Origin of the sequence: Methylorubrum rhodesianum (assembly GCF_014199985.1) — a bacterium.
GTDB classification, from domain to species: domain Bacteria; phylum Pseudomonadota; class Alphaproteobacteria; order Rhizobiales; family Beijerinckiaceae; genus Methylobacterium; species Methylobacterium rhodesianum.
The window spans coordinates 1-20,628 of sequence record NZ_JACHOS010000011.1; the positions used below are offsets into that span (position 1 = coordinate 1).

Annotated in this window: 20 protein-coding genes; 5 read left to right on the forward strand and 15 right to left on the reverse strand. The window is 69.2% G+C overall.

What is annotated here, in order from left to right; all coding sequences use genetic code 11:
* From HNR01_RS16405 to rfbC, 4 genes are all read right to left on the reverse strand, one after another.
* A partial coding sequence (locus HNR01_RS16405; protein WP_246417539.1) for a sugar phosphate nucleotidyltransferase occupies positions 1–146 on the reverse strand: 146 nt, incomplete at its 3' end.
* A gap of 15 nt (positions 147–161) precedes the next feature.
* Complete coding sequence (rfbD, locus tag HNR01_RS16410; RefSeq protein WP_183668903.1) at positions 162–1,052, reverse strand: dTDP-4-dehydrorhamnose reductase; 891 nt, start codon at positions 1,050–1,052, stop codon at positions 162–164.
* Positions 1,053–1,068: 16 nt separating this feature from the next.
* Positions 1,069–2,127, reverse strand: coding sequence for a dTDP-glucose 4,6-dehydratase (gene rfbB, locus HNR01_RS16415; RefSeq protein WP_183668671.1), 1,059 nt, complete (start codon positions 2,125–2,127; stop codon positions 1,069–1,071).
* A 117-nt stretch (positions 2,128–2,244) separates the two neighbouring features.
* Positions 2,245–2,796 (reverse strand): dTDP-4-dehydrorhamnose 3,5-epimerase, encoded by a 552-nt coding sequence (rfbC, locus tag HNR01_RS16420; RefSeq protein WP_183668673.1) that lies wholly within the window; start codon positions 2,794–2,796, stop codon positions 2,245–2,247.
* A 172-nt stretch (positions 2,797–2,968) separates the two neighbouring features.
* Here rfbC and HNR01_RS16425 point away from each other — a divergent pair, with 172 nt between their 5' ends.
* Positions 2,969–3,412 (forward strand): DUF2147 domain-containing protein, encoded by a 444-nt coding sequence (locus HNR01_RS16425; protein ID WP_183668675.1) that lies wholly within the window; start codon positions 2,969–2,971, stop codon positions 3,410–3,412.
* Positions 3,413–3,432: 20 nt separating this feature from the next.
* Here the strand turns inward: HNR01_RS16425 and HNR01_RS16430 are convergent, their stop codons facing one another.
* The 4 genes from HNR01_RS16430 to HNR01_RS16445 form a co-directional block, all read right to left on the reverse strand.
* Positions 3,433–3,903 (reverse strand): hypothetical protein, encoded by a 471-nt coding sequence (locus HNR01_RS16430; protein WP_183668677.1) that lies wholly within the window; start codon positions 3,901–3,903, stop codon positions 3,433–3,435.
* Positions 3,904–4,080: 177 nt separating this feature from the next.
* Positions 4,081–4,473 carry a hypothetical protein gene (locus tag HNR01_RS16435; protein WP_017485717.1) on the reverse strand — a complete coding sequence of 131 codons (393 nt, stop codon included), beginning with the start codon at positions 4,471–4,473 and terminating at the stop codon, positions 4,081–4,083.
* A gap of 103 nt (positions 4,474–4,576) precedes the next feature.
* The gene (locus HNR01_RS16440; protein ID WP_183668679.1) at positions 4,577–6,394 is read right to left on the reverse strand and encodes a methylmalonyl-CoA mutase subunit beta; all 1,818 of its coding nucleotides are present in this window, start codon (positions 6,392–6,394) and stop codon (positions 4,577–4,579) included.
* A gap of 149 nt (positions 6,395–6,543) precedes the next feature.
* Positions 6,544–7,383, reverse strand: coding sequence for an undecaprenyl-diphosphate phosphatase (locus HNR01_RS16445; protein ID WP_153875149.1), 840 nt, complete (start codon positions 7,381–7,383; stop codon positions 6,544–6,546).
* A 227-nt stretch (positions 7,384–7,610) separates the two neighbouring features.
* Between HNR01_RS16445 and HNR01_RS16450 the strand changes: the two genes are divergently transcribed.
* From HNR01_RS16450 to HNR01_RS16460, 3 genes are read left to right on the forward strand one after another with little or no spacing between them, the layout of a single operon-like run.
* Positions 7,611–8,303 (forward strand): glutathione S-transferase family protein, encoded by a 693-nt coding sequence (locus HNR01_RS16450; RefSeq protein ID WP_153875150.1) that lies wholly within the window; start codon positions 7,611–7,613, stop codon positions 8,301–8,303.
* Positions 8,304–8,335: 32 nt separating this feature from the next.
* Positions 8,336–9,478, forward strand: coding sequence for a tRNA epoxyqueuosine(34) reductase QueG (gene queG, locus HNR01_RS16455; protein ID WP_183668905.1), 1,143 nt, complete (start codon positions 8,336–8,338; stop codon positions 9,476–9,478).
* Positions 9,479–9,484: 6 nt separating this feature from the next.
* Positions 9,485–10,354: an SDR family oxidoreductase gene (locus HNR01_RS16460; protein WP_183668681.1), complete on the forward strand. Its 870-nt coding sequence runs from the start codon at positions 9,485–9,487 to the stop codon at positions 10,352–10,354.
* A gap of 13 nt (positions 10,355–10,367) precedes the next feature.
* Here HNR01_RS16460 and HNR01_RS16465 read toward each other — a convergent pair whose 3' ends face one another.
* From HNR01_RS16465 to glnA, 7 genes are all read right to left on the reverse strand, one after another.
* Positions 10,368–12,332, reverse strand: a complete 1,965-nt coding sequence (locus tag HNR01_RS16465) for a methyl-accepting chemotaxis protein (RefSeq protein ID WP_183668683.1) — start codon at positions 12,330–12,332, stop codon at positions 10,368–10,370.
* Between the two features lie 130 nt (positions 12,333–12,462).
* Positions 12,463–13,206 (reverse strand): NUDIX hydrolase, encoded by a 744-nt coding sequence (locus HNR01_RS16470; protein ID WP_183668907.1) that lies wholly within the window; start codon positions 13,204–13,206, stop codon positions 12,463–12,465.
* Positions 13,187–13,690, reverse strand: a complete 504-nt coding sequence (locus tag HNR01_RS16475) for a DUF983 domain-containing protein (protein ID WP_183668685.1) — start codon at positions 13,688–13,690, stop codon at positions 13,187–13,189. Before HNR01_RS16475 ends, HNR01_RS16470 begins: the two co-directional genes overlap by 20 nt.
* Before the next feature lie 23 nt (positions 13,691–13,713).
* The gene (rnr, locus tag HNR01_RS16480; RefSeq protein WP_183668687.1) at positions 13,714–16,146 is read right to left on the reverse strand and encodes a ribonuclease R; all 2,433 of its coding nucleotides are present in this window, start codon (positions 16,144–16,146) and stop codon (positions 13,714–13,716) included.
* A 157-nt stretch (positions 16,147–16,303) separates the two neighbouring features.
* A complete protein-coding gene (locus tag HNR01_RS16485) occupies positions 16,304–16,642 on the reverse strand; it encodes a hypothetical protein (RefSeq protein ID WP_183668689.1) in 339 nt (112 codons plus the stop codon).
* A 62-nt stretch (positions 16,643–16,704) separates the two neighbouring features.
* Positions 16,705–17,283, reverse strand: coding sequence for an NADPH-dependent FMN reductase (locus tag HNR01_RS16490; RefSeq protein WP_183668691.1), 579 nt, complete (start codon positions 17,281–17,283; stop codon positions 16,705–16,707).
* Between the two features lie 131 nt (positions 17,284–17,414).
* Entirely contained in the window at positions 17,415–18,824 is a 1,410-nt protein-coding gene (glnA, locus tag HNR01_RS16495; RefSeq protein ID WP_153875157.1) for a type I glutamate--ammonia ligase, read from the reverse strand.
* A gap of 575 nt (positions 18,825–19,399) precedes the next feature.
* On the opposite strand from glnA, the gene HNR01_RS16500 reads away from it, so the two are divergent.
* A complete protein-coding gene (locus HNR01_RS16500; protein WP_017485703.1) occupies positions 19,400–20,446 on the forward strand; it encodes a glutamine synthetase beta-grasp domain-containing protein in 1,047 nt (348 codons plus the stop codon).
* Positions 20,447–20,628: the final 182 nt, after the last annotated feature.

Consider the following 20,628-nt stretch of genomic DNA (forward strand, 5'->3'; position numbering starts at 1 on the left):
ATCTCGCGGATGCCGGCCAGCATCAGCACCGAGATCGGGTAGTAGATCATCGGCTTGTCGTAGACCGGCAGCAGCTGCTTGTTGATCGCCAGCGTGGCCGGGTGGAGCCTGGTGCCGGAGCCGCCGGCGAGCACGATGCCCTTCATACGAACCCGTCCCGATCAGTTGGAGCGAACCGGCCCGATCAGCCGGTCGAGGATGTCGTCGAGCGCCGCCTCCCAGGGCCGCGGCGCGAGGCCAAAGGCGTCGCTCAGGCTCTGGGTCGAGAGACGGGAATTGGCCGGGCGCTTCGCCGGCGTCGGGTAGGCGGCGGTCGGGATGCCCTCGACCGCAACGCTGCGTCCGCCGCGCCGGGCCGCGCCCGCGACGATGGCGCGGGCGAAGTCGCACCACGTCGTCGCGCCGTCGTTGACGCAGTGAAAGGTACCGGTGGGCGCCCGCTCGTCGCCCGCCATCTGCAGGGCGATGGTGGCGAGGGTTGCGGCGAGGTCGGCGGCCGAGGTGGGGCAGCCGTACTGGTCGTCCACGACGGTGAGCTTCTCCCGCTCTCCTGCGAGCCGCAGCATCGTCTTGACGAAGTTGCCCCGGTGCGGGCTCACCACCCAGGCGGTGCGCACGATCGCGTGGCGCGGGTTCGCGCTGCGCACCGCCATCTCGCCGGCCGCCTTGCTGGCGCCGTAGACGCTCTGCGGGTTCACCGGGGCATCGGGGGCGTAGAAGCCGTCGCCCGCCCCGTCGAAGACGTAGTCGGTCGAGACGTGGACGAGGGGGATGGCGCGCCGCTTCGTCTCGGCGGCGAGGAGGGCCGAGGCCAGCGCGTTGAGGCGCCACGCGGTGGCAACTTCGCTCTCGGCCTTATCGACGGCGGTGTAGGCGGCCGTGTTGATCACCGCCGCGTAGGCGCGCGCGTCGAACGCCGCGGCAATGGCGGCCTCGTCGGTGACGTCGAGGCTCCGGCGGTCGGGGGCGTGGACCCGCACCCCCTCGGGCCAGGAAAAGGCCTGAAGCTCCGTGCCGACCTGCCCGGCCCCGCCGAGGATCAGGATGTCCATCGCTCTCACGCGCCCCTCACGCGCTCTTGCCCGCGAGGCCGAGCCGCTCGCCGGAATAGCGGCCCTCGCGGATCGGGCGCCACCACGCCTCGTTGTCGAGGTACCAGCGCACGGTCTCTTCCAGCGCCTGCTCGAACACCTTGGTCGGCCGCCAGCCGACCTCGGCCTCGGCCTTGCTCGGATCGATGGCGTAGCGCCGGTCGTGGCCGGGCCGGTCGGCGACGAAGGTGATCAGGCGATCGTGCGGGCCGTTCTCGGGGCGCAGGCGATCGAAGGCGGCGCAGAGCGCCTTCACCACCTCGAGATTGTTGCGCACCGAGCGCCCGCCGAGCAGGTAGGTCTCGCCGATCCGGCCGCGCTCCAGCACCGCGACGAGGCCGCGGGCATGGTCCTCGACATGGATCCAGTCGCGCTCGTTCATCCCGTCGCCGTAGACCGGCAGCGGCTTGCCCTCCAGCGCCGCCAGGATCATCAGCGGGATCAGCTTTTCCGGGAAGTGGCGCGGCCCGTAATTGTTGGAGCAGTTCGTCACCAGCACCGGCAGGCCGTAGGTCTCGTGCCAGGCGCGGGCGAGGTGATCGGAAGCCGCCTTCGACGCCGAGTAGGGCGAGCGCGGGTCGTAGCGGCTCTCCTCGGTGAAGAAGGCGTCCGGCGGCAGCGAGCCGTAGACCTCGTCGGTCGAGACGTGGAGGAAGCGGAAGTTCGCCTTCGCCACGTCGGACAGGCTCTCCCAGTGGGTGCGGGCGCCGTCGAGCATGACCTGGGTGCCGATGACGTTGGTGCGCACGAAGGCACCCGGATCGGTGATCGAGCGGTCGACATGGCTCTCGGCGGCCAGATGCATCACCGCGTCGGGCCGGAACGCGGCGTAGAGCGCGTGGACGCGGGCCGGATCGCAGATGTCGGCCTGTTCCAGGCGGTGGCGCGGATCGTCCGCCAGCGGCTGGAGCGAGATCGGGTTGGCGGCGTAGGTCAGGGCGTCGAGGGTGAGCACCTCGTGGCCGAGATCCTGCACCAGATGCAGCACGAGGGCGGAGCCGATGAAGCCGCAGCCGCCCGTCACCAGAATCCGCATCGATCTCAACTCCGTCGCTTCGTTCACGCGAGGCATCCGAGGATCACGCCCGGCTGCATCGCGGCCCCGTTCGGTTCGATACCAACCCTTGCGGTTGGACGCATCCGGTATCTCGGCTCAGAAGACCCGCCCGAGATCGGCCAGAAGCGGTGCGGCCTTGTCCTTGCCCGAGAGGATCGCGTCGGCCTCCGCCACCGGCCACTCGATGCCGATCGCCGGATCGTTCCAGCGCAGATTCCGGTCGTCGGCGGGGCTGTAATAGGCGTCCACCTTGTAGGCGACCATGGTGTTCGGCTCCAGGGTGCAGAAGCCGTGGGCGAAGCCGGCGGGCACGAAGAGCTGCTCGCCGCGCGCCGCGTCGAGCCGCACGGCGACGTGGCGACCATAGGTGGGCGAGTCCGAGCGGAGATCGACGGCCACATCGAGGATCGCGCCAGCCAGCACGCGGATCAGCTTGGCCTGGGCGTTGGGTGCGACCTGGAAGTGCAGGCCGCGGATCGTCCCGGGGGGTGCGGAGAAGGACTGGTTGTCCTGGACGAAGGCGTTGGCGATGCCGCGCTCGGCCAGCAGGTCGGCGCGGTAGACCTCCGAGAACCAGCCGCGATCATCGCCGTGGCGCTTCGGGATCACCCGCTTCACCGCCGGGATCTCCGTCTCGATCACCTGCATCCGCCGCTCCTGACTCGTCCGTGTCGGATCGCCCCGGGCCGTAGGCCGCGCGAATGGGGTGAAGTCAAGGCCGCATTGTCAAACACCGCCGCCCCCGCACCTTGCGGTAGCGTGGCCGTCTCACTACCGCTGTCGCGAGCCGGCGATCACGACCGGCGAGGAGGAAGACGAAATGACGACGTCGTGCGCCAACAGGCCTCGCGATCCGATGTTCCGCATGGCGGCCTTCGGGCTGCTGTTCCTGGCATCCGGCGGAAGCGCGCTGGCGCAGAAAACCTCCGACCTGTCCGGCCTTTGGCAGACCGAGACGGCGGGTTCGACGGTGCGCATCGTCCGCTGCGGCAACGGCTATTGCGGGACGATCGCGGCGACGGCCGGGCCGGGCGTCGATGCCAAGAACCCTGATCCGGCGCTGCGCACACGCAAAATCGTCGGCGTCCAGATCATGCAGGCCGGCACACCGAGCGGTGCGGGCTTCGAGGGCAGCCTCTACAATCCGAACGACGGAAAGACCTATGCGGGTAGCGTGGCTCCGAAGGGTCCCGACACGATCGAAGTCGCGGGCTGCGTGCTCAGCGTGCTGTGCAAGCGGCAAACTTGGCGGCGGATCCGCTAGACGGATCCGGCTTCAGCCATTCATTGATCCGCACCGCCCGCCGCCGACTCCGTGGCGGCGTCGCCGAGGTTGGCCTTCTCGGCGGCCGGCGGCTCGGCGCTCGCGACGGCCTTCGGCTCCAGCAGCGGCTGGAGACGGGCGGCGAGTTGCTTGTCGAGATGTCGGGCGTAGGCGCCCTTGAAGTAACGTTCACCGGTGCCGCGGCCGTAAATGCGGTCGTGCGCGACCGCCATGCGATCGACCTCGGGGCGGCACAGGAAGCCGGTCACGCCGGCAGCCTCGTACCAGCGCCCGTCGCGCGCGAGCCGCATGGCCTTGGGATTGGCGATCACCGTCTCGGCGAAGCAGGCCGTTGCCGCCTCCTCGAGCGGCGCCAGGACCGCGTGCTCGGAACCGGGAACATGCTGCCGTGCCGGGCGCGCCTCGGCCGCGGAACTGAGCACGACGAAGGCGAGACCGAGAAACGGCAAGGCTCTCATCACGGCGGTCATGGGGGCGCCTCGAACGGGTATCGAACGCCCGCACTGTTCGCCCAAGATCACGCCGGATCTAGGGCGAAAACAGGTTTCGCATGGTGCGGCGCGGAGCGAGTGCCGATCTGTCGCCCGGCCGCCACAGGCCGGATGGCTTAGGCGCTCTGAGGGTATCGCCGGGCCACCAAAGCGGACTCAGCCGCGTCGCATCGCGTTCCAGCTTCCGCTGCAGCTGATCGGGCCGTCGCCGAGCGTCGACCAGCGGCCGGCTCCGGTGCCGTTGGCGGACAACCGTCCGGACACCTGCGCCGCGTTCCCGCCCCGGGAGATGGTGCCGCGCACCGTTCCGTTCGCCGCAACACGACCGCTGATGTCGACCTCGCCGCCTCCGTAGACCGCCTCACCCCGCTGGATCTGGACACCGTAGCGATAGGCGCGGTCGCAGGGTCCATCGAGGGTGAGCACTTCGATGCTCCAGCGGCCGTCGTACCGGTTCGGGACCTGTACCTTCCGCTTGGCCGCCTCCGCTGTCCCGACGCCCAGCGCGACGATGGTGACAGTAGCGACGGCGAAAATCGGCAGACGCATGAGGTTGAAATCCGGCTTTGACTGTGGGGCCGCGCGGGCCCGCTTCAGCCGGAAGATTGTCTCGCATCCCGCAGTGTCAAGGTTGCTCACACCGCCTTGAGTGTCAGCGCTCCGCCCACTCGGCGGCCTCCCGCAGGAGCGCCAGCAGGTCGCAGCCGGCGAACAGGAAGCCGTGGACGCCCGCCTGGCGCAGGGCATCCGCCTCGGCGGGCTTGCCGGCGAGATAGATCGTGCCGGCACCGGCCGCCTTCAGCGCCTCGGCGGCGGGCACGGCCTCGGTCTGGTAGACGGTGTCGGACGAGCACAGGCAGGCGAGACGCGCACCCGACGCCTTGAAGGCCTCGGCCAGAGCGCCGGCATCGGAGAAACCGTCATTGCCGATCGCCTCGATACCGCCCGCGGCGAAGGCATTGGCGGCGAAGGTCGAGCGGGCATTGTGAACCGCCACCGGGCCGAGATTGGCGAGAAACACCGCGGGACGCTTGCCGATCCGCGCCAGGGTCGCGTCGGAGGCGTCGCGCAGGGCCTCGTAGGGCTCGGCGAGGCGCTGCGAGGGCAAGCCCCCCTGCGAACGAACGGTCTCCGCCGGTGCCACGTCGAGCACCGCCACCGGTTTCTCGGCGAGGAACGGAAATTCGCTGGCGCCGGTCAGCGGCTCCTTGCGGGTCGCCACCGCCTTCGCCCGCAACTGCGCCACCGCCGCGATCCGGCCCGCGAGGGCGCCGGAATCGAGGCTCGTTGCGAGGCCGCCCTCGCGTTCGATCTCCTGGAAGAGGCCCCAAGCCTTCTCGCTCAGTTCGGCGGTGAGCGCCTCGAAACCGCCCGCGCCGGCCGCCGGATCGGACACCTTGGCGAGGTTCGACTCCTCGATCAGCACGATCTGGCTGTTGCGAACCACGCGGCGGGCGAAGGCGTCGGGCAAGCCGAGCGCCTGCGTGTAGGGCAGAGCGGTGACCGAATCCGCCCCACCGAGGCCGGCCGACGCCGAGGCCATCGTGGTACGCAGGATGTTCACGAAGGGATCGCGGCGGGTCATCATGCGCCACGCGGTCTCGGCCAGAACCCGCAGCGGCTTCGGCTCCAGGCCGCAGGCCTGCTCCACTCGCGCCCAGAGCCGCCGGATCGCCCGGAATTTGGCGATGGTCATGAACTCGTCGGCATCCGCCACGAGGAGGACCGCGATCGCGTCGTGGGCGCGCTCCAGATCGTGGCCGCCGGCTTCCAGCGCCCGCAGGTAGGCGACCGCCGTGGCCAGCACGGCCGCGAGTTCCTGCACCTCGCTCGCTCCGGCCTCGTGGTAGGGCCGGGCATCGGCCAGAGCCACGCGCCCGCGATATCCGGCGAAGCTCGTGACGGTCTCGGAGAGGCGCGCCTCCCACCCCTGTTCGAGCCGGCCTGTGGCCGCGCGGGCGCCGAGGGGGTCGAGCCCGAGATCGAGGTCGAGGGCGGCAGGATCGTCACCGCGGCGCTCGACCAATTGCTTGAGCAGGGCGGCCGTCTCGAATCCAGCCGCGCCCGCGTCGAGCCTCAGGGCGATCAGCGGCAGCATCACCCCCTTCAGCGCCGCGTCGAGAGCGTCGAGCGAGGAGAGGTCGAGACCGAAGCCGCGGGCGGCGGGCGCATCGCGATGGACGAGCACCAGCGCGTCGGCGCCGCCCTCGAGGTCGGTCAGCGCCTGCGCCGCGGCCTTCTCCGCGTCCGGGTGGTCGATGCGCTGCGCCAGGCGCCAGGGCCCGGGTGCCCGCACGGGCTGCGTCACCCCCGCGGCCGGCTCGTAGAGCGGCTCGATGCGCAGGCCGTCGGCGGTCTTCGAGACGAGGCGCTTCTCGAAATCGCCCCCCTTCAGCGCGGCCTCGACGGCGCTGCGCCAGCGCTCGCGGGTCGCAGGCTCGAACAACTCGGCGAGCGGACGATCTTCCATCTTGGGCGAGACCTTGACGTTCTGAGCGTTTTCTCGCCGCTTCTTGAGCGAGCGGCGACTTGGCCGCAATCCCTCGCACGGGGCGCGGGCGGGCGACAACCGACTTTAGTCCGGGTTGCCGCGCCTGCCTCGTTCAAAATCCTGAAGGTTCAGCCAAAAATAATCAGTCCAGCGAAGCCCAGCGAGCCGACGATGATGCGCCACCAGGCGAACAGCCAGAAGCCGTGGCGAGAGACGTAGTCGAGCACCGTGCGCACGACGATCAGCGCCGAGATGAAGGCGGCGACGAAGCCGATGACGATCAGCAGCGCGTCGTTGGAGGAGAGGTTCTTGTAGTTGTCGAGCAGGTCCTTGGCGAAGGCGCCGGCCATGGTCGGCATGGCGAGATAGAACGAGAACTCGGTGGCCGAGCGCTTGCTCGCCCCCATCAGCATCGCGCCGACGATGGTGGCGCCGGAGCGCGACACGCCGGGGATCATGGCGATGCACTGGAACAGGCCGATCTTCAGCGCCATCGGCAGGCTGAACTCGAACACGTCGGTCTTGCGCGGATGCTCGGTCGGCCCGTCATGCGGCGCGGCCTTCGGCTCGCCCACGGTGTCGTCGATCACGAGCAGCACGAGGCCGCCGGCTACCAGCGTGGCGCAGACGATCCAGGGGTTGAACAGGTAGAACTTGATGTATTTCGAGAACAGGCCGCCGATGATCGCCGCGGGCAGGAAGGCGATCAGCACGGCGAGCACGAAGCGGCGCGCCCGCGGATCGTTCGGCAGCGCCGTGGCGATGCTCCAGAGCTTGCCGAAATAGGCGTACAGGATGGCCAGGATCGCGCCCAGCTGGATCAGCACCTCGAAGGTGTTGTTGGGCGAGTGGAAGCCGATGAAGTGCCCGATGAGGAGTTGATGCCCGGTCGAGGAGACCGGGATGAACTCGGTGGCACCCTCCACCACGGCGAGCACGAGCGCCTTCGCGATCAGGACGAGATCCATGAGCCTGCTGTTCCCCACGCCGATGTCCCGGCAGATGCGGAGCGCGGCAGACGACGGCGATGCGGCAGCTTTGCGGCGGCAGGGTTGACGGGCGGTTACCGAGTTGCGGCGCGTTTGTTAATGAGGTGGCAACGATGGAGAAATAATCCTGGCGCGTCGCCCCAATTTCGCCGGTGCGACACGGTCTGCCCAGGGCACTGCCTTCTTTCCGCTGAACCACGGCCTCGATGGCGACGCTCTATCATTCTCCCTTCTGCCCGAACTCGCGCTTCATCCGCCTCGTCCTGGCCGAGATGGGCATGGAGCCGACCCTCGTCGAGGAAAGGGCCTGGGAGCGCCGCCGCGACTTCCTCGTGATCAACCCGGCCGGCACCACGCCGGTGCTGGTGGAGCAGACCGGGCTCGCCATCCCCGGAGCGGGGGTGATCGCGGAATATCTCGATGAGACGCGGGGGCTCGGGCTTGCCGGACGGCGTCTTCTGCCGGACACCACCACGGCGCGGGTGGAGGTGAGGCGCCTGCTCGACTGGTTTCTCGTCAAGTTCAACAGCGAGGTGACCGAGTATCTCGTCACCGAGAAGATCGACAAGCGCTTCATGTCGTCCGCCGCAGGGGGCGGCCCTCCGGACATGAATGCCATTCGTGCGGCGCGCACCAACGTGCGCTATCACCTCCAATATGTCGGTTACCTGATCGGGCAGCGCCGCTGGCTCGCCGGCAACGATCTGACCTATGCCGACCTCGCGGCGGCCGCCCATCTTTCCTGCGTGGACTATCTCGGCGACGTGCCATGGGACGAGGACGAGATGGCGAAGGACTGGTACGCGCGTCTGAAGTCGCGCCCCTCCTTCCGCGCGCTCCTGGCCGACCGGGCGCCGGGGATGCCGCCGGCCGCGCATTACGCGGACCTGGATTTCTGAAATCCGGGAAGGCCCTTCTCGCGGGCCGCTCCCTGCGCGAGACCGTCGAGGCGCGCGCGCGCCATCTCGGCTTCGAAGCCGTCCGCGTGACCCGTCCCGACGCCGTGCCCGCCCTGCGCGAGCGGCTGCCCGCCTGGCTCGCGGCCGGGCACCACGGCACGATGGGCTGGATGGAGGATCGCGCCGAGCAGCGCGCCGCACCCTCGGCCCTGTGGGAGGAAACCCGCAGCATCATCATGCTCGGCATGAATGCCACGCCTCAGCACGATCCCCTCGACCTCGTCCGGCTGACCGATCGCGGCGCCATCGCGGCCTACGCGCAGCGGCGCGACTATCACGACGTGATCAAGGGCAAGCTGAAGGAACTCGGCGGCTTCCTCGCCGCGAAGTCGGGGGAGCCGGTAAAGGTCTTCGTCGATACCGCCCCCGTGATGGAGAAGCCGCTGGCGCAAGCGGCCGGGCTCGGCTGGCAGGGCAAGCACACGGTGCTGATCTCGCGCGAGCACGGCAACTGGCTGATGCTCGGCGCGATCTTTTCCCGCGCGGAACTGGAGCCCGACGCACCCGAGACCGACCATTGCGGCTCCTGCCGCCGTTGCCTCGACATCTGTCCGACGGACGCCTTCCCGGCCCCCTACCGGCTCGATGCGCGCCGCTGCATCGCGTATCTGACCATCGAGCATCACGGTCCGATCCCGCGGGAGTTCCGCGAGAGCATCGGCAACCGCGTCTTCGGCTGCGACGACTGCCTCGCGGTCTGCCCGTGGAACAAGTTCGCGGGCGCGGCGCGGGAGACGCGCCTGGCCACCCGCGAGGATCTCGCGGCACCGCCGCTCGCCGAACTCGCCCGCCTCGACGAAGCGGGGTTCCGGGCGCGGTTTTCCGGCACGCCGATCAAGCGCACCGGCCGCGACCGCTTCCTGCGCAACGTCCTGATCGCCATCGGCAACTCGGGCGATGCCGGGCTGGCCGAACAGGCGGTGGTGAGCTTGACCGATCCGGATCCGGTGGTGCGGGGCGCCGCGGTCTGGGCGTGCGGGCGGCTTCTCGGCCGGGCGAGGCTGCACGATCTGTTCGACGCCCATGGACGCGGGGAGACCGAGGCGCATGTGAGGGAGGAGTGGCGCGCCGCCGCCGGCCTTCCTATGGAAGCGGATCGCCCTCGGGAGACCTGACACCGCATGAACCTGTTCGTCTTCGGCCTCGGCTTCTCCGCCCGGCATTTCGCCGAGCGCGAACGGGCCCGCTTCGGCGCAGTGCGGGCGACGGTGACCGAGCCCGAACGGGCGAAAAGCCTCGCAGCCGAGACCGGCTTCACTGTCCGCGCCTTCGGGCCGGAAGCCGACGATCCCCGCATCGCCGAAGAGCTGGCCGATACCGATGTGCTGCTGATCTCCGCTCCGCCCGGCCGGGACGGCGACACGGTGCTCGCCCGACACCGGGAGGCGATCGCAGAGAGCAGGATCCGTTGGATCGGCTACCTCTCGACCATCGGCGTCTACGGCGATCACGGCGGTGCCTGGATCGATGAGACGACGCCGGCCGCGCCGAAAAGCGCGCGCTCGCGCGACCGCCTCGCCGTGGAAAATGCTTGGCTCGCGCTCGGGGCCGAGACCGGAAAGCCGGTACAGGTGTTTCGCCTGTCGGGGATCTACGGCCCCGGCCGCAACCCGATCGTGAAGCTGCGCGAGGGACGCACCCAGCGCATCGTCAAGCCGGGCCAAGTGTTCAATCGCATCCACGTGGATGACATCGCCGCGACGCTCGCCGCCTCGATCGAGCGCCCGCGGCCGGGCGCGGTCTACAACGTCACCGACGACGAGCCGGCGCCGCCGCAGACGGTGACCGAGCACGCGGCGGCGCTCACCGGATTGCCGCTGCCGCCGGAGATCGATTTCGAGACCGCCGACCTCAGCCCGATGGCCCGCAGCTTCTACGGCGAGAACAAGCGGGTGCGAAACCGGCTGATCCGCGAGGAGTTGGGCGTGCGGCTTGCCTTCCCGACCTATCGCGAAGGTCTGGCCGCGCTGATCTCCGACGCCCGCGGGTGATGGGGCTTTCGGATCAGACGAACTGAACGCCGATCCCGTCAGCGGCGCGACGCGCCACCCGGCAGCGCCGGGACGGTTCGCCGTCGATATGGAGGGTGAAGGTCTCCGGCAGGTCCGCCGCCTCGATCGCCAGCTTGGCACCGCCCTCCGAGAGGTTGAGGACCGTGCAGGGCAGGCTCTGAGGCTCGCCTGCCCTTCGCCCACGCGTCGGCACGAAGGTGACGTGACCGGACAGCGCCGTTCGGTGTCGCCCCTCGCCGCGCCGTTCCTCCAGGCCGACATTCCAGGCGTCGAGGCGGCTCGCGAACTCCGCCACGCTTGCGGCGGTGGCCTGCATGTCGGTGTTGACCTGACCGGTGGTCGCGCGCTGCCGGCCACTGTCCGCCGTCGTCTGCGCGATGAAGCCCTGCACCGTGTCGACCACGGCGGCGGTGGAAGCCAGGGCCGTGCCGACGTCCCGGGAGACGGCCTGCATGGCGCCGATCTCGCCGGTGATGCGGGCGGTGGCCGAGCGCGCCTGCTCGGCGAGACTCTTCACCTCGGTGGCGACGACGGCGAAGCCGCGGCCGGCCACGCCCGCGCGGGCCGCCTCGATCGTTGCGTTGAGGGCGAGCAGGTTGATCTGCTCGGCGATGCCGGTGATGACCTCGACCACGCCGGTCATGGCGGCGGCCGCGTCGTCGAGCTTGGTCGAGAGCGCACCGGCGGCGCTCATCCGAGCCTGGATGTCTCCGACCGCCTCGTGCGAGCGGTTCATCTGCTCGGCGATCGAGGCCGAGATCCGGTGCATTTCCTCGGACGCTCCCGCCACCGCCCGCACCCGGCCCAGCGTCTGCTCGGCCATGGCGAGGGCGCTGGCGCGCACCGCCATGCTCTGGCTGATGTCGAAGGCGTACTTGACGACCTTGAACGGGCGCCCGGCCGCGTCGAGAACCGGGTTGTAGGAGGCCTGGATCCAGACCTCGCGGCCGTTCTTGCCCACGCGCTGGTACACGGCCGAGGCGAACTGTCCCGCCCGCAGCGTCGCCCAGAACTGAGCATAGGCCGGGCTCGCGGCGTAATCGGGCGTGACGAACATCCGGTGGTGCCGGCCCTGCACCTCGGGAAGGGTGTAGCCCAGCGCATCCAGGAAATTGTCGTTGGCATCGAGGACGGTGCCGTCCATGTCGAACTCGATGACGGCCTGCGAGCGGCGGGCCGCCTCGACCTTCCCTGCCATGTCGGCGGCGGCGCGCTTCGCCGCCGTGATGTCGGAGGCGTACTTCACGACCTTGAAGGGGCGCCCGGAGGGATCGAGGATCGGGTTGTAGGTCGCCTGAATCCAGACGTCCCGTCCGTCCTTGCCGACACGCCGGAACTCGCCGGCCCGGTACTCGCCGCGGGCGAGAGCCTCCCAGAAGGCGCGGTACTCGGCGGACGCCGCCTCCTCCGCTCTGACGAACAGGCTGTGATGGCGTCCCTCCACCTCGTGCGCGGCGTAGCCGAGAGCGTCGAGGAAGTTGGCGTTGGCGCTGCGCACCGTCCCGTCGAGGTCGAACTGGATGACCGCCTGCGAGCGGCCGATCGCGGCGATCTGACCGGCCGTCTCGGCGGCGGCGAGGCGCTCGGTCGTCACGTCGAGGGCGAATTTGACGATCTTCCGGACACGGCCGGCGGCGTCGAGGACGGGGTTGTAGCTGGCCCGGATCCAGACCTTGCGCCCGTCCTTGGCGAGACGACCGTAGGCCGCCGTCTGGATTTCGCCGCGCCGCAGGCTCTGCCAGAATGCCTCGTACTCGGCGCTGTCGGCCTCCTGAGGGTCGACGAACAGCCGGTGATGCCGCCCGCGCACCTCGGCGAGCTCGTAGCCCATCAGCTTGAGGAAGTTGTCGTTCGCGTCGAGCACCGTTCCGTCGACGGCGAAGGTGATGACGGCCTGCGAGCGGTTCAGGGCGTCGAAGACGGACGCGGCGTCGGAGCGGCGAAAGGCGGCAAGCATCAGCAATCGGGCTCCGGCAGGCGCCTCAAGATGTCTCGTCCGCCTTAAGAAACCCCTGTTATGTTGCGCACGATCAATTGGTGCATTTCGCGGCCTGCCGATACCGCCGAGGGTGCTGGAGCCGTCCCGTTCAGATCTCCTCGCGGAGCCCCTTGCCGCGGCGCTCGAAGTAGAACGGGATCGGTCGGTAGGGCGGAAAGCCGGCTTCCGCCGCCGCCTCCAGATCGTCGAGGATCACGCGGGTGATGCGCGGCAGATCGAGCTTGCGCGCCGCGGCCAGATCGACCCAGGCCAACTCGGTGAGTTCGGCATCCGGCCCGACGATACCGGGCCGCTCGGCGGCCACCGCCCTCCGATCGACGGCGAAGAAGCGGGTATCGAAGCGCCGCACGCGCTTGGGCGGCGTGATCGCCCGTGCCACGAGATGCAGGGCTTCGAGGTCGGGCATCACCCCCTCCTCGTGGAACGCCCGCCACGCGCCTTCCGGCGCCGTTTCCGGCGGGCCGTAATCGCGGGTGCCGATGAGAAGGCCGGTCTCCTCGTAGGTCTCGCGGATCGCCGCGAGGGCGAGCGAGCGGCCGAGATGATGGGGCGCGCGGGGCAGCTTGGCGCGCAGGGCGTCGTCGGTCCGCTGCGACAGGGCGCCGGCCACCGGCATCTGCCGGTCGGACGCTTCGATCCGCCCTCCGGGGAACACGAACTTGCCACCCATGAAGGCGAGGCCGGCATGGCGCCGGCCCATCAGCACCTTCAACCGCTTCCGCGACCGGTCGAGGACGATCAGGGTCGCGGCATCGCGCGGCCGCAGGCGTGGCGGCGGGGCCGCCGCGGCGGATGGATCGCGCCCGTCCGGGTCAAGCCGATCCGAGTTCAGGAGCGCCGCCTGCCGTGCTTCCCGCGTCGCTTCCTGCGTCACCGCCGCGTCTCTCCCCCGTGCCGGTCCCGCCGCGCGCGGGCGGCGCCTTGCCGAAGCCGTGCATGCCGAACGTGTATTGCAGGCCGATCACCGCGCCCTTGACCGGCTGAAGAAGCCCCAGCGCGAGAACGAGGGTCAGCAGCGGCCAGACGGTGAGCGAGATCCCGAGCGGCACGTCGTAGCCCATCTCGACCTCGAGCACGAGGTAGCCGACGATGTGGCCCACGAGGAAGATGACGAGATAGGGCGGCAGGTCGTCGGCCCGGTGGCCCTCCATCTCCAGGCCGCAGGACTCGCAGGCCGGCCGCACCTTGAGGAAGCGCCCGAACATGTGGCCCTCGCCGCAATGCGGGCAGCGGTTGAGGAAGCCGCGCGCCATGGCCGGGACCAGCCGCGTCCGCTCCTGGGGAGACGGCGCCGGAGGGGAGAGGTAGGTTTCCATAGCCCGACTCTAGCTCCTCCCGCTCAGCGGCGCGAGCCGCGGTGGCGCCGCGCCGCATCGCCCTCGGACGCCGATCCCTTGCCCGGGCGCGGCTTGCCGGGCGTGGTCTTGCCCGGTGTAGTCTTGCCCGGTGTAGTCTTGCCCGGTGTAGTCTTGCCCGGTGTAGTCTTGCCCGGTGTAGTCTTGCCCTTGGCCTTGGCGCCGGCCTTGCCCGGCCTCGCCTTGAACCCGCTCCGCTTGATCCCGCCTCCCCTCGCTCCGGTGCGGCTGCGCCCTTCCGAGAGGATCTCGAAGCGCAGCGCCCCGGCCACCGCCGCCGCTTCCACGAGACGGACCTCGACGGTGTCGCCGAGGCGGTAGGTCTCGCCGCTGCGGTCGCCGACGAGGGCGTGCAGGGCCTCGTCGTGGCGGTAATATTCGTGGCCGATGGTGGAGACCGGCACGAAGCCGTCCGCACCGGTCTCGTCGAGCTTCACGAACAGCCCGGAGCGCGTCACCCCGGAGATCCGCCCCGAGAAGGTCGCGCCGACCCGGTCGGCGAGGTAGCCGGCGATCAGCCGGTCGATGGTCTCGCGCTCCGCCGCCATTGCCCGGCGCTCGGCCGCGGAGATCTGCTCGGAGACCGCATCGAGCATGCCAGGCGTGATGTCACCCGGAAGACCGTCCTTGCCCAATCCGCAGGCACGGACGAGGGCGCGATGGACGATGAGATCGGCATAGCGGCGGATAGGTGAGGTGAAGTGCGCGTAACGGCGCAGGTTCAGGCCGAAATGGCCTAAATTCTGTGCGGCATAGACCGCTTGTGCCTGCGAACGCAGCACCACCTCGTTGATGAAGGGGGCGTGCTCGCTCTCGGCCACCTGAGCGAGGATGCGGTTGAACAGGTCGGGCCGCAGCGCCCCGGCCTTCGTCATCTTGATGCCGACCGAGGCGAGCACTTCGGCGAGCGCGCGCATCTTCTCCAGGGCCGGCTCGTCGTGGACGCGGTAGATCAGCGGCGAACCCGCCTTCTCCAGGGTCTCGGCCGCCGCGACGTTGGCCTGGATCATGAACTCCTCGATCAGCCGGTGCGCCTCCAGCCGCTCCGGCACGATCACCCGGTCCACGCCCCCTTCCGCGTTGAGGAGCACCTTGCGCTCGGGCAGGTCGAGGGCGAGGGGACCGCGGGCGTCGCGGGCCCGCTTCATCGCCTCGTAGGCCGCGTAGAGAGGGCGGAGCGCCGTCTCCAGAACCGGGCCCGACTTCTCGTCCGGCCGGCCGTCGATCGCGGCTTGGGCCTGCGCGTAGGCGAGCTTGGCGTGCGAGCGCATCAGGATGCGGTGGAAGCTGTGGCTCCGCTTCACCCCGTCGGCGCCGATGATCATGCGCACGGCGAGCGCCGGACGGTCCTCGCCCTCGCGGAGCGAACAGAGATCGTTCGAGATCCGTTCGGGCAGCATCGGTACCACCCGGTCGGGGAAGTAGACCGAGTTGCCCCGCAGAAGCGCCTCCCGGTCGAGGGCCGAGTCCGGCCGGACATAGGCCGCCACGTCCGCGATCGCGACGGTGACCACGAAGCCGCCTTCATTGGCCGGATCGGGATCGGGTTGCGCCATCACCGCGTCGTCGTGATCCTTGGCATCGGGCGGGTCGATGGTGACGAGCGGCGCCTCGCGCCAATCCTCGCGGCCGCGCCGCGTCGCGCCCTTGGCCGCATCGGCCTCCGCGAGAACCGCGGCGGGGAAGACGTGCGGGATGTTGTGGAGGTGCAGCGCGATCAGGCTCACCGCCTTCTCGGAGCCGAGCGTGCCGAGCCGTTCCGTCACCCGCCCGCGGGGCAGGCCGAAGCGGGTCTCGCGCTCGACCGCGACGCTGACGAGATCGCCGTCGCGCGCCTCGCCCTCCTCGCCGGCGGGGATCGCGATCTCGCGCCCCTGCGACTTCTTCTCGACGGGGAGCAGGCGCCCGCCGTCGCGCCCGGCGCGATAGACGCCGATCACTTCCGCACGGTTCTTGCCGATCACCTTGATGACCCGGCCGGTATAGCGGCCCGGCGCCTCCGGATCGGGTGCGACGCGGATCAGCGCCCGGTCGCCGAGGCCGGGCGCCGGGCGGTTGCCCTTGCGGCCGGCACGGGGCACCTCGACGGCGATTTTCGGCGCCTCGCCCCCGCCCTCCCACTGCGCCGGGCGCGCGATCAGGTCGCCATCGCGGTCGCGCGAGACGATGTCGGCGAGAACGACGGGCGGCAGGCTGCCGCCCTTGCGGAACCCGCCGCGGTCGCGGTCGAGCGCGCCGTCGGCCTCGATCTCCTTCAGGATCGCCTTGAGACCGATCTTGTCGGCGCCCGAGATCCCGAAGGCTTTGGCGATCTCGCGCTTGCCGACCTTTCCGGGCGTCTCGGTGATGAAGGCGAGGATCTGCTCGCGGGAGGGAAGAGCGGGGGCACCCGCCTTCGGATTGATGCGTCTGGCCAAGGAGTCGGGCTCGCCGCGCCGGCCCGGACGGGCTCGACGCGCTGAAGATTCGATGATCGGAGAGACCGTGATGGGTCCCGATGTCCGACGAAGATGGGCTCTCGCAGCGCCCAGGACAACGTTTCGGCGTCGTCCGTGAACAGCTTCGGCCCCCTGCTCAGCCGGTCGAGGCGGATTTCCGGATCGTTTCGACGGCCGTGTCCACGTCGAATCCTCGGCTCGTCAGATCTTCGAGGGCGAAGGGCGCCATCCGCGGCAAGGTCAGGTTCACCTGCCCCTCCTCCGGCTGAAGCTCGGGCGCCTCCGCCGCGCGGACCGCCAGGGTCCAGGCGCCGTCGATCCGCACCGCATCGGCCGGCGGCGGATCGGCGGCGAGCCCCGCCAGCTTCTCCGCCGCCGCCTGCCGGAAGGCGAGGCTCCTGCCGTCGTCGGAGACGAGCGCCGCCTTGATCAGCTCGGCCAATGCGTCCCTGACCCTGTCCACACTCGCGTTCATGGGCGTCCCGTCCTCAGGCTGTTCCGCGTCGAGGAGAGCAAACGGAGTGCCGCGCGCGAGGTTCAGTAGGGCGTACCGCCCGCCCGCTGCGCCTTCAACGCCTCGGCGTACCATGTCAGCTCGTCGAGGAATCGGCCCGCCGCCCGACCGAGCCAGTCCTCGGCCGGCTCGCCGGCCTCGCTCAGCGCCTTCTGGACGCGCGGGATCGGCAGGAGCGAGGGAATGCTCGGCGTGCCGAGTTCGGCCAGCATCGCCCGCAGCTGCATCGCCGCGCGCACGCCGCCGTATTGTCCGGCCGAGTAGCAGCAGATGGCGGAGGGCCGCCAGAAATACTCTTCGAGGAAGTGGTCGAGGGTGTTCGAGAGCGCGGGCGGGATCGAGTGGTTGTACTCGGCCGACACCACCACGAAGGCGTCCGCACCGCGAAACAGCGTCGCCAGCCGCTCCAGCGGCTCGGGCGCCTCGCCCTGGGGATACTCCTTGTACATCCGGTCGAGCAGCGGGAGCTTCAGCTCGACCGGATCGACCAGCGGGGCCGCGTGGCCGCGGGCTTCGAGCCGCGCCGTGAGGAAGCGGGCGGCGCGGATGCCAGCGCGATCCGCGCGCACGGAACCGAGGATCACGGGGATGGTGAGGGTCATGGGCAGGTCTCCCGATCAGACGAGCCTACTCGCTCCGCCCCGACCGTCAGCGTCAAGCATTCCCCGAATAAAAAAGGCACCGGAGCCTCGAAGGCCCCGGTGCCGGACGCAGTACGCTGCGCGAGACAATCTTACAGCGAGTAGTAGTTCACGAACTCGATCGGGTGCGGGGTCATCTCGTAGCGCAGCACCTCGGTCATCTTCAGCTCGATGAACGAATCGATCTGGTCGTCCGAGAACACGCCGCCGGCCTTGAGGAAGGCGCGGTCCTTGTCGAGGTTCTGCAGCGCCTCACGCAGAGAGCCACAGACGGTCGGGATCTTCTTCAGCTCGCGCGGGGGCAGGTCATAGAGATCCTTGTCCATCGCCGGGCCCGGATCGATCTTGTTGATGATGCCGTCGAGGCCGGCCATCAGCAGCGCCGAGAAGGCGAGGTAGGGGTTGGCCATCGGATCGGGGAAGCGGACCTCGACGCGCTTGGCCTTCGGGTTCGTCGTCCACGGGATACGGCAGGAGGCCGAGCGGTTGCGGGCCGAGTAGGCCAGCAGCACCGGCGCCTCGTAGCCCGGCACCAGACGCTTGTAGGAGTTGGTGGACGGGTTGGTGAAGGCGTTCAGCGCCTTGGCGTGCTTGATGATGCCGCCGATGTACCACAGGCATTCCTGGCTGAGGTCGGCGTACTTGTCGCCGGCAAACAGCGGCTTGCCGTCCTTCCAGATCGACTGGTGCACGTGCATGCCGGAGCCGTTGTCGCCGTAGACGGGCTTCGGCATGAAGGTGGCGGACTTGCCGTAGCTCTGCGCGACGTTGTGGATGCAGTACTTGTAGATCTGCATGTGGTCGGCAAGCGTGGTGAGCTTGTCGAACTTCATGCCGAGCTCGTGCTGGGCCGAGGCCACCTCGTGGTGATGCTTCTCGACCTTCACGCCCATCGACTGCATCGCGGCCAGCATCTCGCCGCGCATGTCCTGGGCCGAATCCTGCGGCGGAACGGGGAAGTAGCCGCCCTTGGTCTGGATGCGGTGGCCGAGGTTGCCGCCCTCGTAATCGGTGAAGCCGTTGGTCGGAAGCTCGGTGGAATCGAGCTGGAAACCGGTGTGGTAGGGGTCGGCGCCGAACTTCACGTCGTCGAACACGAAGAACTCGGCCTCGGGACCGACGAAGATGTCGTCGCCGATGCCGGTGGAGCGAAGATACGCCTCGGCGAGCTTGGCGGTCGAGCGCGGATCGCGGGAATAGGGCTCGCCGGTCGACGGCTCCAGCACGTCGCAGACGATCGACATGGTGGAGGCGGAGAAGAACGGATCCATGCAGGCGGTCGCCGGATCCGGCATCAGCAGCATGTCGGACTCGTTGATCGCCTTCCAGCCGGCGATCGACGAGCCGTCGAACATCGTGCCGTCCTGGAAGATCTCGTCATCGACCAGGGAGACGTCGAAGGTCACGTGCTGCCACTTCCCGCGCGGGTCGGTGAAGCGGAAGTCGACGTACTTTACGTCGTTGTCCTTGATGGCCTTCAGCACATCGGCGGCCGTAGTCATGCTGTGCGTCTCCTCGGCAAAGTCTGAGAGCGGGGCGGTGGGCCACCCGCCGGGTTCGGGCGCGGGTCTAGCCGGTCCGTTCCTGCGGCGCGAGGGGCTGATCGGGAAAGCGGGACATCTCGAAGGGGCGGCGCGGCGTCCGCGGCTTCGTTCCTGATCCGGGCACCGGCCCCCTCTCGCACCCCCGGCCGGTCTCGCCGGCCGGCGCGGACGATATCGTCGGCGCTTCGCGGTTGCCACCCGTCGGAGGGCAAAAAATCCACGTGATCGCGGGACGTTCGAGAGGTTTCGTTCCCGCACGCGCCGCCGCAACGGTCGAATTTGCCGCAGGAACCCGCGTAACGATACCGTGACGATTGGCATGCCACGTGCTTAGGGCTGCCCGGAGCGTCCGCGGACAAATCGGGCGCTCGGGGGTCGGGCTGGCGCCCTGCTCTTTCCGCGGGTCGGCGTTTCGGATGCGGCGGGGAAGGTCCCTGCCGGACGCGATCCTCCCGGAGGGCAGGCTCTCAACGGCGCCGGTTCCGCAAAAGGTTTCGTCAGGACACGGATCCTCAAGGTACGAGAGACTCGGAATGACCAAGTTTAAGCTCGAGTACATCTGGCTCGACGGCTACACGCCCACTCCGAACCTGCGCGGCAAGACGCAGATCAAGGAGTACGACAGCTTCCCGACCTTCGAGCAGCTCCCGCTCTGGGGTTTCGACGGCAGCTCCACCCAGCAGGCCGAGGGCTCCTCGTCCGACTGCGTGCTGAAGCCCGTTCGCCACTTCCCCGACCCGACCCGCACCAACGGCGTGCTCGTGCTGTGCGAAGTGATGATGCCGGACGGCAAGACCCCGCATCCGTCGAACAAGCGCGCCACCGTGCTCGACGATGCCGGCGCCTGGTTCGGCTTCGAGCAGGAATACTTCCTCTATAAGAACGGCCGTCCGCTCGGCTTCCCCGAGACCGGCTATCCCGCTCCGCAGGGCCCGTACTATTGCGGCGTCGGCGCCTCGAATGTCGGCCCCGTGGCGCGCCAGATCGTCGAGGAGCACCTCGACCTCTGCCTCGCCGCCGGCATCAACCACGAGGGCATCAATGCCGAAGTGGCCAAGGGCCAGTGGGAATTCCAGATCTTCGGCAAGGGCTCCAAGAAGGCCGCCGACGAGATGTGGATGGCCCGCTACCTGCTGCAGCGCCTGTGCGAGAAGCACGAGATCGACATCGAGTATCACTGCAAGCCGCTCGGGGACACCGATTGGAACGGCTCGGGCATGCACTGCAACTTCTCGACCACGTTCATGCGCGAGACCGGCGGCAAGGAGTATTTCGAGTCCGTGATGGCTCAGTTCGAGAAGAACCTCGACGACCACATCGCCGTCTACGGTCCCGATAACCACATGCGCCTGACCGGCAAGCACGAGACGGCGCCGTGGAACAAGTTCTCCTACGGCGTGGCCGATCGCGGCGCCTCGGTGCGCGTGCCGCACTCCTTCGTCAACAACGGCTACAAGGGCTACCTTGAGGACCGCCGCCCGAACTCCATGGGCGACCCCTACCAGATCGCCTCGCAGGTTCTGAAGACGATCTCCGAGGTTCCGCTCCCGGGCGAAGCCGCGCAGAAGGCCGTCGCGTAAGGATTTCGAGGCCGGATATCGAGGCTAGAGACAAGCCGCTCCCGTCGAAGGACGGGAGCGGTTTTTTGTTACCTTACAATGCGCCGTCATCGCGAATACAGACGAAGCGATCCGGCGGCGCGGATTTTCCAGAGAAGGCGGAGCGCTGAGTTGCTTCGGCGCCGCCTTGTAACGACGGGATT